This window comes from Vibrio sp. (genome assembly GCF_047973365.1).
GTDB lineage: Bacteria > Pseudomonadota > Gammaproteobacteria > Enterobacterales > Vibrionaceae > Vibrio.
Window position 1 is genome coordinate 1 of the sequence record NZ_JBKEBW010000102.1, and the last position, 15,205, is coordinate 15,205.

Sequence of the window (15,205 nt, forward strand, 5' to 3'; positions counted from 1 at the left end):
ACACATCTTGAGGTAAGATTTTACGGCGACGAACCGTTGCATGTGTTGTTAGGTTTAACGCGTCGTTCACCCATTCAATAGGCAATTGTGCATTAAGGACTTCAAGATATTCAGTGTTCAGTGGATAGCAAGTAGAAAGGTCATCTAATTCATTGGCAAACATACTAACTCCTCAGTTACGAAGAGTTAGTTTGCTTGAACTGCAAGATCGTTCAAGTAGTTATATTTTCTTTAAACGATCAGCATTGAGCTTTCGCTGGAATGACAAAATTTTACCGCTAACTGTTTCATCTACAAAGACAAAAACGTCTTCATTTGTAGTAAGACTCGCTCGGCGGTAGATTTATCTTCCATCTCGGCAAAAATACGCAGCAAGGGTTCTGTACCTGAGAAACGGGCAATGACCCAACCACCATTTTTGAAATAGACCTTGGCACCGTCTTGGTAGCTGACTTTTTCAATTTCAAATTCAAAGTGCGGTAATTGCTTTTCAACATAAATTTTGTTGTACAGCGCTTGTTTCTCTGCCGCTTTAAATTTGCAGTCACCTTCGGCAGTGTAGGCATAGCCATAGCGGTGATATATTTCATCCAACATCTCTGATAGCTTCTTACCTGTCACACTGATCATTTCAACCAGCAAGCTTGAGGCAAACACGCCATCTTTGCCTTTGATATGACCACGAATGGTTAAACCGCCAGAGCTTTCGCCGCCTAACAGGGAATCATCCGCTTCCATTTGTGAACTGATATGTTTAAAGCCTACCGGAACCTCAAAGCTCTTTTCATTGTGGTCCGCGGCGATTTTATCCAGTAGATGTGTGGTGGCGATGTTACGTACTACCGAACCTTTCCAGCCTTTGTATTCAAGCAGATAGTAATAGAGCAGCATCAGTACTTCATTAGGGTGAATGAAGTTACCTTTTTCATCGATGATGCCCAAACGGTCAGCATCCCCATCGGTACCGATACCAATATCGTAACCTTCATCTTTAACCAGATGCTGCAAGCGATACAAAGTAGTGGCACTTGGTGATGGCATTAAGCCGCCAAAGTCGGGGTTTTTGCCATCGTTGATCACATCCACATCACAACGGCCATTGATCAACACCGTTTGCAGCGCGTTTTTCGCTACGCCAAACATAGGATCGATTAATACGCGTAAGTTGGCCTTTTTGATCGCATCAATGTCGATAAAGTCGATGATTGAATCGACAAACTCATTCATCGGGTTGATCGCGACAATTTGCTCGTCTTGCAGGGCTTGATCAAATTCTGCCGCACGGACATCCGATAAGGTCAGTTGCGCTATTTGTTGTTCGATCTTGTTGGTGATCACTTCATCGGCATCGCGTCCGCCGCGAATAAACACTTTTATGCCATTATAATCAGCCGGGTTGTGGGAGGCAGTAATACAGGCTGAGTATGCACAGTCGAGCTGTTTGGCTTTATACATCACAACCGGTGTCGGTACGAACTTGTCGATAAAATTGACGGTAATGCTGTTACCTGCCAGCACTTCTGCAAACCATTTTGCCGCTTTATCGGAAAGAAAGCGTCGGTCGTAACCAATCACAAAACCTTCGTTAGCCACATTTTCGTTATTGATGACATTGGCTAACGCTTGTGCCACTAAACGCACGTTGTCTTTGGTAAACTCTTCACCAATGAAAGCACGCCAACCGCCAGTACCAAATTGAATCATGATCTGTTCTCCTTGATTAACCCAATACCACGGTGATTTGGCTTATGTTTCCTTCTGGCTGAGCCGTAATCGTTTCTACCTGTTCACCGTTCACTGTGATGGATTTGATGCCTTTACTCACTCCATTTGGGTTCAGAACCTTGATTTGGTAAGTTGCGCCGCGCCATTGACGAGTTATTTCAAATTCCGGCCATGAGGTTGGAATGCATGGGTCAACAATCAAGGTATCAAAGCCTGTGCGTATACCAAGGATGTAGTTCGTTGCCGCATAGTAAGCCCAGCCAGATGTACCTGTGAGCCATGGGTGGTTTGCCCGACCATGATCCTGATGATCACGTCCCATGATGAACTGCACATAGGAGTAAGGTTCTGCAACGCGAGTCTCAATCAACTCGTTCTGGTTATATGGGTTTAGGGCGTCGTAGAATTCCATCGCTCTGTCACCACGGCCTAATTTCGCCTCTGCTACCCAAGCCCAAGGGTTTGGATGAGAGAAAATTGCGCCGTTTTCTTTTACGCCCTGATAAACACGAGTTACAAAACCGATGTCATCGTTTGGTGTTGCGAATGATGGCGCATTGAGGTGTAAGCCGTAGGGTGAAAACAAGTATTTGTAGACCGCATCCATGGCTTTCTCACCACGTTGCTGTGATACCGCACCAGAAAGAACCGCTAGCGAGTTAGACTCAAGATGCACTTTGCCTTCTCGCTGTTCAAAGGTACCTATTTTTTCGCCATCTTTGGTCAGGCCACGGATATACCACTCGCCTTGCTCATCCCATAAGTGGGTTTCACACGCATCGCGTACACCGTCAGCCATTGCTTGGTATTTGCTTAGTGCTTTATCATCGTTACGGTATTTCGCCAATTCTAGGAATGCTTCCAGCGCCCAGAAGTGAAGGAAAGAGACCATTGCTGATTCACCACCGCCTAAGTTAAGACAGTCATTCCAGTCAGCGCGTAGGCCTTTACAAATCCCCGTTTGTCCGACGTATTCTGCTGAAAAATCCAACGCCGCCATCATGTGTTGGTAAACTGTTGCGTTACCGCCGTCAGCGTAAGGAATGACTTCATCAATAAAGCCGAAATCGCCGGTTTCTTTTACGTAATTAACAATGGTTGGCACGATCCATAAATGATCGTCAGAACAGGTATCTTTAATGCCGTGGATCTTATCTTCGTCAGAAGGGGTTGGAACAACGGTCGGCGATTTAGACGGTTTTACATCGGCTTTTTCTGGATCAAACCAGTCGGGATCGAACAGGTGCAAGCCATAGCCCGCTTTCACTTGTCCCCGCAGCAGATCCACTAAACGTTTACGAGTCATCGCTGGGTTGGTATGCGGTACGGAAATCGCATCTTGCGCCGTATCCCGGTAGCCAAGCCCAGTACGTCCACCCACTTCAATGAAAGAGGCAAAACGAGACCATACCACACAGGTTTCTGCTTGATAGAGTGTCCAAGTGTTCAGCATGGTATCCAGACCTTGATTTGGTGACTTCACTTGGAACTTGCTGCAACGTTTATCCCAGTGTTGCTTGATACCGGCAAATGCTTTATCCACTTCAGTGAGATCTTGGTATTTCGCACGAAGTTTTTCGCCATTGCCTTTTCCCACACCAAGTATGACCGCAAAACGGACTTTCTCGCCCGGTTGTAGTGTGAATTGCTTATGTAAAGCACCACAGTGGTTGTAGCAAGTTTGCGTGCGGTTTGAACACTGTCCCTTTTCAACTGCGATGGGGTTGGCTTCGTCACGGTAGATACCTAAGAAAGTATCGCGTTGACCATCATAGCTGTCAGCATCGAATGTTGCGGTTAGGTAATAGTAGCCAAGGAAGTCGTCCGTGTTGTAGTAAAGATCGTATTCAATCACACCGTTTTTGTAGTCTGTCCCCGCAGAGTAAAGTGACATCTGATGGTTCTGATTGTCCGATGCAATATGACTGAAAGAGAACTCAACATAGTTAAATGCACTGATGGTACGAGGGCGATCCGCCGTGTTTTCAATCACAACATCCCAAATTTGCGCATCTTCACCTTTAGGGACAAACAGCGTTTTGCTTGCGACAATTCCGTTGTAGTCACACTTGAATTTTGAATAGGACAAACCATGGCGAACTTCATAATTCGCCTGATCGAGACTTTTTGCGACGGGTTGCCAGGAAACCGACCAAAAATCACCCGTTTCATCGTCACGCAGATAGACGTAGTGCCCCGGACGATCTTGGGTGAAATTAGGACGGAATTTGGTGATTCGGTTGTACTCAGGTGAGTGATAAAACGAGTAGCCACCTGCATTGTGAGAGATAACGCTACAGAATTTTTCCGTTCCCAAATAGTTGGTCCATGGCGCTGGAACGTCTGGACGAGTGATGACGTATTCACGATTATCGTTATCGAAATAGCCGTATTTCATGGTGATTTCCTTTTTCTAAAAGCTGCGAATAAATCGTTATTTCCAAGGCGCTCGGTAATGGATGCCTTGCTTGTCGAGCAAAGGTAAGTGCCCTTTTAGTCGCGCGAGATAGTCTGCCCAGTCACGCAAAGCACTTTGCGTCCACGCAGCCTCTGCCAGAGCGGTAAGGCGAGGGTAGAGCATGTAATCCATACGCGATTGGTCATTAATCAGTTCACACCACAACGCGCTTTGCATACCTAATATGCGTTTGCGAATCGGGTGATCAGCAGCGAGTTCTGCCAAAGGTTCATAGCGATAAGCGCGTTCTAAAGGTGTCACACCAGCCCATGCCACTCCTGGCTCTTCAGGGGCATAATCTTGAACAATGTCGAGATAGGTGTACTGACCCGGCTGTAAAATCACATCAAAGCCTTGCTTGGCGCAGTCCAGCGCGGCTTGCTCTGACAACCAGGAATAGATAACGGTATCTTTACTCACCTTGTTGCCATGCTGAGCCTCTTCCCAACCCACCATGCGTTTGCCTAAAGAGCGTAATTTTTTCTCAACGTAACGCAGTAGATGCCCTTGTAGTTCTTTCGCATCCTGATACCCATGTTGTTCCATCAATGCCTGACATTTTGGGCTGTTAATCCACACCCCATCAGGGACTTCATCAGCACCGATATGGATAAAGTGGCTTGGAAACAGTGCCGCGACTTCTTCCAGTACCAGATCTAAAAAACGATAGGTTTCAGCAAGGGCGGGCGATAACACGTTGTCGCTGTAGTTTTGGATACTGCGATATTGTGAACGATCTTCGCTGTCCACCAACCATTCAGAGAGCGAACGGATCGCGGCGCGGCAGTGACCGGGAATGTCGATTTCTGGAATCACGGTGATCCCCCGCTGGGCAGCAAAAGCGATCACTTGCTTGATCTCGTCCTGGCTGTAATAGCCACCGTGTTGATTGGTCGCCGTGCTAAATTGTGGCGCAATTTCTCTGTCTACACCGCGCCAAGCGCCAATACTGGTTAATTGAGGTAAGGATTTAATCTCAATTCGCCAGCCTTCATCATCGGTAAGATGCCAGTGAAAGGTATTAAATTTGTAATGAGCCAACTGGTTGATGAGGCGTTCTATACGCTCAATAGGATGAAAATGGCGAGCACAGTCGAGCATCATGCCGCGATATTTAAAGCGTGGTGCATCGCTGATTTTGACGCACGGTAGTATCAAGCCGTTCTGTGTGTGCTGAACCAACTGCAATAATGTTGCTGACGCATGAATAAAGCCCGCATGGCTGTTTGCCTCCAACAATACACCCTGGCTAGTAACGGTTAACTGGTAGTGTTCTTCATCCAGAATGGGGTTATTTTGGTAAACAATATCCCCATTGCCAATCGGCTGTGGTTCAAACTCATAAAGATGTTTGAGTTCCTGTTGCAGCCACACTGCAGCTTGTTCCGCTTGGGGGGATTGCAGCGTGATCTGGCTGGTGCTTGCCAACAAGTAGTTTGCGGCAAGTTTTTCTATGCGATTCGGTTTAGGAATCAAGCATAGCTCGGCTTGTTCTGTTTGCGGTATTTCGCTGCGCTGTTGATAAGGCGATGCCAGAACAATGGGGGTAACGGCCACGTTATAGCGAATCCTTGCTTCAGCATGATTAAGCTGAACAAACGCTTCTTTTATCCCGTCACTGTAAAAGCGAAATGATGCCGTTTTAATACGAAATTCACAGTAATAGTGACCATTTGCCGGTAAAACAGCTTGTTTCGGCGTAAGACTACAGAAGCTGCCCACTTGATGAAGCTCACCGTTGGAGAGACTGTCTGGCTGGATAAAACGATCCATGATGAAGTGCAAGGACCAGTTAGCCAGATCTTGCTCGCTTAAGTTATGCAGCGTCAGTCCAAATCGGCAATCATTCTTCTGTTCTGAAAGTACAGCAAGATCAATTCGATAATTCATACTTACTCCTTAAGTCCGAACCTGTTTGGAAGTGCTCAAACTGGCTGGTAATCGCCAGTAAGTACCAGGCTCCATGTGGGATCCATTGCTCTCCCCAGCGCCAGTTTTGCAGCATGTCGTCTTTTTGCTTTTCGGGATTGAAGGCGATATCTTCCGGATCTTCAAACCCTGCAGTAATGCCATTGCAGACACCGCCCTTGGCATTAAAGAACCCAAGGTGAGGTAGGTAGTCCGGGTTGTTACGCCCGTGCCCATCGAGCATGCACATATCGTATGGGTTTAAGCCTGTAACCCAGTTAAGCGAATTTTGTGCAAAACTGAGCAACTGGTTTTTTAGTTGTTGATCTTGTAAGTACGGTTGTACCTGATAAGCCATGGCTGCCAGTGAAGCCAAGCGGGCATTTTCACCCTGCCACCAATAGCCAGTTTCGTTGTTTTGTGAAATGAAGAATGCGCTGCGCTTTTCTCCATCCACATCTTTAACATACTGACGTGGGTAGCCGAACGGGTTGCAAACCGATTGAGTGATCGTGAGTTCAAACTGGCACGCTTGAGCCACGACAGTGCCAGCCTTTGCTAAACGCTCTTTGCTCGTTTCGATGTCCAGATACTCGCACAAAGCAATGACAGGAAGCCCGGCTTCTGCGGCGTGATAGTAAGGACGGCTGCCATCGCTGTTGGCAGACCAGAAACCAAGATGATTGTCATCGCTGTGTTGTCTTGCAGATAAGCGTTCAGCCCATGCTCGAGCTTCTTGTAAATACTCTTGTTTTGAACTGCTTGAGCGATACAACTCGCATACTGCGAGTAGGGCGCAGTATTCATCAATGATGTTCTCTTCACCGTCATTGAGATAACGGGTATTGAATTTTTTTAAATGCCAATAACCTTTCTCTGCGGTAGCGAGATATTGTTCACGGCTGAATTCGCCATCAATATCACATCTTGCCGCCCTTGCAAGCGCGGCTATTGCCATTCCACCACCTTGGCGGAAGCCGGCTTGATAATCGTTGGATTTGTGACCCTGCTGAGTCTCATAAGCACAGATCTCTCTGCGCTTAATGTCCTTACTCCACTGGTCGAAAACGGTCATGTAAAAAAATCCCTCGGAGTGCTGCATACGAACTAAGAAATCAGCACCAAACAACGCCTCTTCCTTAAGGCGAGTGCGAGAAAATGCAGCAAACTCCGAGCGATGGTCTAAAAGCGCTAATCCTTTGAATAGGTTCCATACCACAATGGGGGTTTGTTGTGGATTCAAATAGTTAGCGTAAGAAAGGTGACTTAAATATTTGCTAACGTCACCTGAAGCGTCGTACCAGCCGCCATGCACATCGGCAGTGGATGATGTGCCTAGTAGAGGTACCGACTTATCTTGCTTATCAAAAATTCCGCCACAGCGTTGTGACTTAAAATAATGCAGCAGATCAGAAAACGTGCGCTGCATCAGTAAACCTTGAGCAATCGTAAAAACTTCAGATTGAGTACTTTCAGATCGAGAGTTTTCAACACGTAAGTAAAAGCGACCTTCTCCAGTAAAATGAGAAAAGTCGATGCGGTGAAAATACCCCTGATGCCAATTCGCCACTTTACCGTGTCGCTCAATCTTGAATTGGGCGACGGTCTTATGGCTATCACCGCAAACAAGTTGTGCAAAATCAGAGGGGATCTCTGAGGTTTGATGCACAAACACCGCCTGTTTGGGGCCAAATGTTTCATAGCCAATGTGGTTGATTAGTAACTGCATTTCGCTCTCCAAAGCTCTATCCCCTTCCTACTTGAAGCTGCAGCGGTGTTGACTGCGTTCACTCACCCCAATCGCATAGTTATCTATGCTCATGGGGACTCACTCACTTGCCGCCTACCTGCAACTCCAAGTAGTTTGGGTATATATTGTTAATCAGTTAAGAAATTTCTCGTTCCCATGCTCTGCGTGGGAATGAATATTTAACTCACCGAAAGTCAAATTTTCTGTCTGTTCAGACTCCGGTATGCATCCCCACGGGGGACCGTGGGAACGAGAGATTTTTTTGGAGACTAACTGACAGGCATTAATCCAAATATCTACGGTCTTCAGTTTTGGTAGAGGTAACAACGGACAAAGTGGTTCTCTGCCAATTGCGTAACAGCCGGTAATTGCTCACGACATTTGCTGGTGGCGTGAGTACAGCGTCCAGCAAACGGGCAACCAATGGATGTCGGAGTCCATAGTGGGATCTCACCTTTGTTGCCTTTGAGTTTTTCGTGGATCGATTTTTTTGGATCGGGAACCGCTGACACCAGTAACTGGGTGTAAGGGTGCTGCGGATCGTGAATGATCTGCTCTGTATCACCCCATTCCACCATGTGACCGACATACATCACGGCGAGATCTTCCGCGATGTAACGAGCGGTGGCGATGTCGTGAGTGATGTAGAGCAGTGACATTTTCTTCTCAAACTTCATCTCTTCCATCAGATTCAAAACGCCGGCACGGATTGATACGTCGAGCATCGAAGTCGGTTCATCAGCCAGTACTACTTCAGCACCCACAGCAATGTTGCGCGCTAGGTTGACCCGTTGACGCTGACCACCAGAAAGCTGGTGCGGATATTTTTCCGCGGTCTCTTTCGGTGGAATTAAACCGACCTGTTCCAGCAAATCATACACCCGTTCCTGAAGCTCTTTTTTATTGCCAGATTTCACTTTTTTATGAATCAAAAGTGGGCGGGCAATATGGTGAAAAATGGTGTGCGTTGGATTAAGTGAACCAAATGGATCTTGCCAAACCATTTGAATTCCCTCGCGGTAATGCATCAGATCAGAACGAGATTTGATCTGTTGAATATCACGACCTTTATACTCAATGTAGCCTGAAGTCGGAGCGTACATTTTGGCGATCATTTTTGCTGTGGTGGATTTACCAGAGCCTGATTCACCGACCACGGCAAGCCCACGGCTTTTATACATTTTGAAAGATACGTCGTTGATAGCGCGCATCATGGGTTGTTTCAACGTGTTGCTGTTGATCGGGAAGTCTTTGACCAGATTCTTCCCTTCAATTAGTAGATTTTCATTTTGAATATTCATATTTTTCTCCACCGCTAACTTTGAAAATAGCTTGACCGTAATCCACTCAAACTAGAGCTTTACTTGTGTAATGGGCTCTCCGTAGAGATGACAATTGGAAAAACGACCTGGCTCAATCTGACGCAGCAGAGTTGAAACCTGAGTACAGGTTTCATGGACACGGTCACAACGCGCCTGAAAACGACAACCTTGCGGAATTTCAAGTAAGTTCAGAGGGTTACCAGGAATTCCCGTAAGTTTAGTTTTTGGCCCCGTTAATGGTGGAAATGAACTACCCAACCCTTTGGTGTAAGGGTGATAGGGGTTTTGCAGGATCTCTTTAGCCGGTGCAACTTCAATCAATTCACCGGAATACATGATGCCAATACGGTCAGAGAATTCGACCATCAAAGACAAGTCATGGGTAATGAACAAAATCGAGAAGCCGAACTCCTCTTTTAACGCATAGATCTTTTGCAGGATCTCACGTTGCACCACAACATCAAGAGCAGTGGTTGGCTCATCCATGATGATCATTTTTGGGTTAAGTGCTAACGCAATCGCGATCACTAAGCGTTGACGCATACCGCCAGAAAACTGGTGTGGGTAGTCGTTCAAACGGCTCGGGTGAATATCCACAATTTCCAACAAGCCTTCAGCGCGACGTTTTGCTTGTTCGCGAGTCAGCTTGGTATGGCGCATGATCACATCACAGAACTGCTCTTCCATACGCAATACAGGATTAAGCGCGTTCATTGCGCTTTGGAAGACCATCGACATCTGGCTCCAGCGGAATGACTGCATTTTGTCATCGCTGTACTGAAGGATATCTTCGCCATTGAAGATCACTTCACCACCGGTAATAAACGCAGGCGGCTTATGCAGGCGCATGAGCGAGAAGGCGACGGTTGATTTGCCGCAACCTGATTCACCTGCCAAGCCAAACACTTCGCCCGGTGCAATATCAAAGCTGACGTTGTTACAGGCGCGTACATCACCTGCATCAGTAATGTAGTCCACGCATAAGTTGCGGATTGAGATAAGGGGTTCAGTCATGTTATTTGTCTCCGCTCCAAAGTGCATTTTGTGGGGGTAGGTTAGGTTCGCGTGATGATTTATCTTGCTGAGCAAGCTTCTTCCAACGCTTCATCCCTTTGTGAGAACGCAATTGTGGGTTCGCGATTTCGTCTACCGCGAAGTTCAGCAGTGCTAAACCTGTGACTAGCAGAGTTAACGATAAACACGGAGCTAACAGTTCCCACCAAGCGCCAATCAACATCGAAGAGGAGGTTTGCACGTTGTAAAGCATGATGCCCCAACTGATGGTGTTGGGATCGCCCAAGCCCAGGAAAGAAATAGTGGCTTCCATCATCACTGCGTACATCACTGAACCGATGAAGCTTGCGCCGACAATCGAAATAAGGTTTGGCAGGATCTCAACGAAGATAATGCGCCATGAGCTCTCGCCTAACACTTCGGCCGCTTTAATAAACTCTTTCTCACGCAGTGCCAGCGTCTGAGCTCGCACTACGCGGGCGCCCCAAGCCCAGGAGGTGCAGCCTATGATGAGGGATATGGTGAGCGGCCCGGCTTCGCCAATGAAAGCGGCAACCACGAACAGCAGTGGATATTGCGGAATCACCAGCATGATATTCATGGCGGCGGTTAAAAAGTCATCGACTTTGCCACCGAAGTAGCCCGCTGATACGCCTATGATGGTGGCCAGAAAGCAAACTGTGATACCGGCACCGAAGCCGACGGCTAGTGAGACTCTCGCACCGTAAGCAACCTGAGACCAGACATCACGACCCATACGAGTGGTGCCAAGAGTATGATCTGCTTTTTTCGACATCAGCAGGGTACGCCTGTCAGTAGCCAAATTTTCAGCAACCCAGCCATCCGGGTTAGCTTGTGCCGCTTTGACGACAAACGACGGGTATTCATGTGGATTACCTGTACGTTTATCAGGTGCATGTTTGGTAATCAAAGGTGCGGCAATAGCGATAAATAAGAACATCGTCAGTATTGCAACACCAATCATGGCAACTCGGTTACCTGATAACAGTTTCCAAAGTGCTTTCATGATTATTTACCTCCCTTACGTAGACGAGGGTCGAGTACGACATAAAGCATGTCTGCGAGCAGGTTAAAGAACAGCATAAACAGCGTCATGATAAGAAGTTGGCCTTGCAGAACTTGATAGTCACGGGCAGTGATGGCGTTAAATAGCACAGTGCCAAGCCCCGGGTAGTTGAAAATGATTTCGATAATCAGCTGGCCACCAATCGCCATGCCTAAAGACATCGAAAGCGCTGTCACACTTGGTAGCAATGCGTTACGCGCGGCGTAGTTGAATACCACTCGGTTTTCGCTCAAGCCTTTGCCTTTCGCCATGGTGATGTAGTCTTCAGCCAGTAAGTTGATCATGTTGTTACGCATGTTGACCAGAAAGCCGCCAATTTGAACGACAGAAGCGCAAATCAGAGGAAGTACTGCGTGATAGGCGACATCTTTAATGAATGCCCAGCTTGTCCAGTCAGGCATTGTTCCGGCTGTGTAGGCATAACCGGTTGGGAACCACTTTAGACCGATAGCGAAAATGAACATGGCAAGCATAGCGATAACGACTTGCGGCACCGCTTGGATAACCAGCATTCCCGGAGTGATAAAAGTGTCGTAACGGCTACCACGTTTCCACGCGGCAAAAATGCCGAGAATGGAACCGATTGAGAAAGAGATAATGACGGCAGTGCCGGCGAGAAAAAGTGACCAGCCAAATGCACTACCTAAAAGATCATTAACGCTCAAAGGGTAGAACTTAATTGAAGTACCGAGCTCCCAGCTAAAGATACTTTTCATATAAGTGATGTATTGCACGTACCAAGGACCATCGACAAAGCCAAGCAGTTGCTTCATCGCTTCGATACGCTCTGGTGTTACTTGCGTGGTTGCGTTAGCAAACATCATAGTAACCGGGTCACCAGGCATCGCTCGCGGAATAATGAAATTGATGGTGGCTGCGACAAGCAGCGCGGCAAAATAAAATGACAAACGTCTTAAAAAATAACCCATAAATAACACCTTACTCACCCATTTCCCCTTTCTATTTGAAGTTGCAGCGGCGTTGCTTGCGTTCATTCGCCTACCTGCAATTCCAACTAGTTTGGGGAAGCTGCGAAATTTAGAGCGAGAAATCCCCTGACGCAGAGCGTCATAAATTATTTAAATAGTGGGGATTTTTAATAGGCGGCGTACTAAGTACGCCGCAAAGAATGAACGTTTACTTAACTGGTTTTAAGTCTAGTACGTGAAGTAGACGCTCTGGGATACCAGCCCATACGCTTGGACGACCTTTCGGATTGTCTTCGCTCCACCAACCCGTGAATCGAGTGGTGTTATATTGGTACATCCAAGCACCTGACAATACCGGGATAGTGACTTGGTTTTCAGCGATGATTTTCTGAATACCGTGAGCAATTTGTACCTGCTCGTTCTTATCCGCTGTTTTGTAGAAGCTATCGAGTAAACCGTCTAGCTTATCGTTTTTGTAGAAGTGCATAGCAAAGCGAGGCATGCCTTCACCACCTTGCAGTGCTGAGTTATAGGCACTGTTCCAGTATAAGTAAGGGTCAGCACCGTGGAAGTAGTTAGTGTATGCGACGTCGTAAGTACCTTTCAGCATAGCTTCGTTGTAAACCGCAAACTCAGGAGTACGTGCTTTCGCTTTGATACCCACTTCAGTTAACTGCTCAACTGCCAGTTGCACTGTGTTGTTGAAGTCTGTCCAACCGTTTGGTGATTGAATTAATAACTCAAAAGATTTGCCTGATGGTGTATCGACAAAACCGTCACCGTTGACATCTTTGAAGCCAGCTTTGGCAAGAAGAGCTTTCGCGCCTTCAGCATCGTAGGTGTTAAAGCCTTTGTACTTATTATGCACGGCTTCATCAGACCAAGCTTCAAATGCGTAACCTAAGCCCGATGCGAAGTCGTTGACTGTTCCGCCACCGTAGAACGCGATGTCGATAATGGTTTGACGGTCAATCGCCATAGAGAATGCGCGACGGAAATCAACGTTAGTTAATGCTTCATTCTTCGCTGCATCAGGGTTTTTGAAGTTAACCACGAATGCTTGAGTGCCTGAAGCCGGGTACCAGTAATGGTGGTTAGGACTCGCTGCTGCGTAAGTACGATCAATGTCTGGAATGAAAGATGAAGTCCAATCCAGCTCAGAATTGACCACTTTACCCAGTAGCTGATCGTTGTTGGCGATTTGTGGAACGCGTAAACAGTCAACTTCTAGGTTTGCAGCATCCCAGTAGTTCGGGTTACGGCACTGAATATAAAGCTGTGGAGTGAAGGTATCAATTTCAGTAAATGGACCTGTACCTACAGGGTTTTCATTGGTAAAGGTGGTAGGTTCTTTGACATCTTTCCAGATGTGCTCAGCGACAATCGGTATAAGCGAAATTTCGTAGGGTACGTTGGAGTTTGCTTCAGTTAGTTGGAAGCGTACGGTGTATTCATTTACTTTTTCTACACTCTTAACCCATTTGTTGATACCACGTTGGTCAAGCTCAGGTTTGTTTTTTAGTAGTTGATAAGAGTAGAGGATGTCATCGGCAGTAAACGCTTCGCCATCAGACCATTTCACGCCTTTACGAACGTTAAATGTCACGCTCATTAGGTCGTCAGCCATTTTGTAGCTTTCAGCAAGACGCATCACCGGAGTGTTACCTTTCATCTCGTTGAAAACCACTAACGGCTCATAGATAAAGTCTGTTGTTGTACGTAGGTTTGTTGCTAGGTATGGGTTGAAGTTACGAACCATAGTTGGGTAAAAATCAGGCACTATGGTTAGCTCACTGCGAGCTAATGCAGGGGCTGAGACGCTAATTGCTCCAGCGATAACGGCTGTTGCGAGTGCTGTCTTTTTAATATTGGCAAGCATAGCTGTTCCTTACTGTTTGCTTCATTTCACGAATGGATATGAATGTCATCATGGGATGACCAATGTCCAAAGGATTACCTCATATTGAGTTCTACCAGCGGAGGAGCTTGGTGGATATGAGTGGCCTGTAAACCGTTGGCTGAGATAAGAAAACACTGTGTAAGAGAAATTAGCAATTCTCTTGCCCGTTAAAAACGTCAAAACTTATTCAATCTCCGTCATTAACGTCAAAATACTTTCTGTTTGATGCTATTTTGAACAATTATTGCTAAGTATAAAACCATCTAATTGTGATGTTTTCTATTGATTTGTTAGTGGTTACTATCTTATTTTTATTTGCTATATATGGTGTTTTCTTGGTTTTCTATAAAGTGAGAGGGCTATCACTACTCCTTATCTCCGTTAATTTGTCTTGGTAAATTAATTCTGGCGAATTGTTGTGATTCATATCGCAGAGGCAAACAATTTCCTTCTTTCTACCTTAGCTTTTGAACTTTTTACACTTTGATAGCCGCCAGTTTTATCTTATTGAGTGGTGTTTAAGATGGTTAATTCTCTTCGTTAATTAACTTTAATGAAACGGATATAAGGCGGCTCTAGCGATGAAAAGCCCACGGTCGTGGGCTAAAGGCAAATATGAGCGTACTAATACAGATCTAGAATAAATTCTGATCAGTGAATGTGTGTCGAAAAGCAAACCCTCCGAGCCATGGATGGCTCGGCGGAGCTTCAGGGACGAATTCATGCGTGTTTGTGTTCGATGCCCATTCGCTGTTCCACCAATGCCCAGTTTGATCATATTTTTACCTAGGATGGCATAAGGCAAAAGATGTGTTCTACATCGAAGCGATCAGTTTTTGCAACTTGTTACGCAGAGCCTCAAGGTGCATTCGTTCTGCCCCCGGCTCATGATGATGCTCTAGGATGTAATCGAGTGAGTTCAGTACGGTGCGCCAGCGAGGCGTTTTTGGCAATGTTTCTACTCGCAAATATTTATCGAGTGTGCGGGTTTGCAAAGTGCTTCTATCAAGATAAACCCGCCATAAGCCGCTTTGTTCAGCGAAAGTGAATTTGCTTTGGCCGGGAGCTTTGTCCCAATAGTTGAGCGCACAGGTCATGGCATCGACAAGCAC

Annotated in this window: 10 protein-coding genes; all 10 read right to left on the bottom strand. The window is 46.4% G+C overall.

Annotated elements, in window-relative coordinates; genetic code table 11:
• Positions 1 to 291: 291 nt before the first annotated feature.
• Positions 292 to 1,704, bottom strand: a complete 1,413-nt coding sequence (locus tag ACK5MF_RS13425; RefSeq protein WP_416923031.1) for a phosphoglucomutase/phosphomannomutase family protein — start codon at positions 1,702 to 1,704, stop codon at positions 292 to 294.
• Between the two features lie 16 nt (positions 1,705 to 1,720).
• Positions 1,721 to 4,123, bottom strand: a complete 2,403-nt coding sequence (locus ACK5MF_RS13430; RefSeq protein ID WP_416923033.1) for a GH36-type glycosyl hydrolase domain-containing protein — start codon at positions 4,121 to 4,123, stop codon at positions 1,721 to 1,723.
• A gap of 36 nt (positions 4,124 to 4,159) precedes the next feature.
• Positions 4,160 to 6,073, bottom strand: a complete 1,914-nt coding sequence (locus tag ACK5MF_RS13435; protein WP_416923035.1) for a beta-N-acetylhexosaminidase — start codon at positions 6,071 to 6,073, stop codon at positions 4,160 to 4,162.
• Positions 6,057 to 7,820 carry a glycoside hydrolase family 9 protein gene (locus ACK5MF_RS13440; RefSeq protein ID WP_416923037.1) on the bottom strand — a complete coding sequence of 588 codons (1,764 nt, stop codon included), beginning with the start codon at positions 7,818 to 7,820 and terminating at the stop codon, positions 6,057 to 6,059. The genes ACK5MF_RS13435 and ACK5MF_RS13440 overlap by 17 nt, the downstream gene beginning before the upstream one ends.
• A gap of 326 nt (positions 7,821 to 8,146) precedes the next feature.
• A complete protein-coding gene (locus ACK5MF_RS13445; RefSeq protein WP_416923039.1) occupies positions 8,147 to 9,142 on the bottom strand; it encodes an ABC transporter ATP-binding protein in 996 nt (331 codons plus the stop codon).
• 51 nt (positions 9,143 to 9,193) lie between these two features.
• The gene (locus ACK5MF_RS13450; RefSeq protein ID WP_416923041.1) at positions 9,194 to 10,177 is read right to left on the bottom strand and encodes an ABC transporter ATP-binding protein; all 984 of its coding nucleotides are present in this window, start codon (positions 10,175 to 10,177) and stop codon (positions 9,194 to 9,196) included.
• A gap of 1 nt (position 10,178) precedes the next feature.
• Positions 10,179 to 11,204: an ABC transporter permease gene (locus ACK5MF_RS13455; RefSeq protein WP_416923043.1), complete on the bottom strand. Its 1,026-nt coding sequence runs from the start codon at positions 11,202 to 11,204 to the stop codon at positions 10,179 to 10,181.
• A 2-nt stretch (positions 11,205 to 11,206) separates the two neighbouring features.
• Positions 11,207 to 12,193, bottom strand: coding sequence for an ABC transporter permease (locus ACK5MF_RS13460; protein ID WP_416923045.1), 987 nt, complete (start codon positions 12,191 to 12,193; stop codon positions 11,207 to 11,209).
• Between the two features lie 208 nt (positions 12,194 to 12,401).
• On the bottom strand, positions 12,402 to 14,072 hold the full coding sequence (locus ACK5MF_RS13465; protein ID WP_416923047.1) for an ABC transporter substrate-binding protein: 1,671 nt from the start codon (positions 14,070 to 14,072) through the stop codon (positions 12,402 to 12,404).
• An 836-nt stretch (positions 14,073 to 14,908) separates the two neighbouring features.
• Positions 14,909 to 15,205: hypothetical protein (locus tag ACK5MF_RS13470; protein WP_416923049.1), on the bottom strand; the 297-nt coding region annotated here is incomplete at its 5' end.

Excerpts from the sequence above, each read along its gene's own strand:
- ACK5MF_RS13425 (WP_416923031.1), bottom strand. The coding sequence starts at position 1,704 with ATGATTCAATTTGGTACTGGCGGTTGGCGTGCTTTCATTGGTGAAGAG.
- ACK5MF_RS13430 (WP_416923033.1), bottom strand. The coding sequence starts at position 4,123 with ATGAAATACGGCTATTTCGATAACGATAATCGTGAATACGTCATCACT.
- ACK5MF_RS13435 (WP_416923035.1), bottom strand. The coding sequence starts at position 6,073 with ATGAATTATCGAATTGATCTTGCTGTACTTTCAGAACAGAAGAATGAT.
- ACK5MF_RS13440 (WP_416923037.1), bottom strand. The coding sequence starts at position 7,820 with ATGCAGTTACTAATCAACCACATTGGCTATGAAACATTTGGCCCCAAA.
- ACK5MF_RS13445 (WP_416923039.1), bottom strand. The coding sequence starts at position 9,142 with ATGAATATTCAAAATGAAAATCTACTAATTGAAGGGAAGAATCTGGTC.
- ACK5MF_RS13450 (WP_416923041.1), bottom strand. The coding sequence starts at position 10,177 with ATGACTGAACCCCTTATCTCAATCCGCAACTTATGCGTGGACTACATT.
- ACK5MF_RS13455 (WP_416923043.1), bottom strand. The coding sequence starts at position 11,204 with ATGAAAGCACTTTGGAAACTGTTATCAGGTAACCGAGTTGCCATGATT.
- ACK5MF_RS13460 (WP_416923045.1), bottom strand. The coding sequence starts at position 12,193 with ATGGGTTATTTTTTAAGACGTTTGTCATTTTATTTTGCCGCGCTGCTT.
- ACK5MF_RS13465 (WP_416923047.1), bottom strand. The coding sequence starts at position 14,072 with ATGCTTGCCAATATTAAAAAGACAGCACTCGCAACAGCCGTTATCGCT.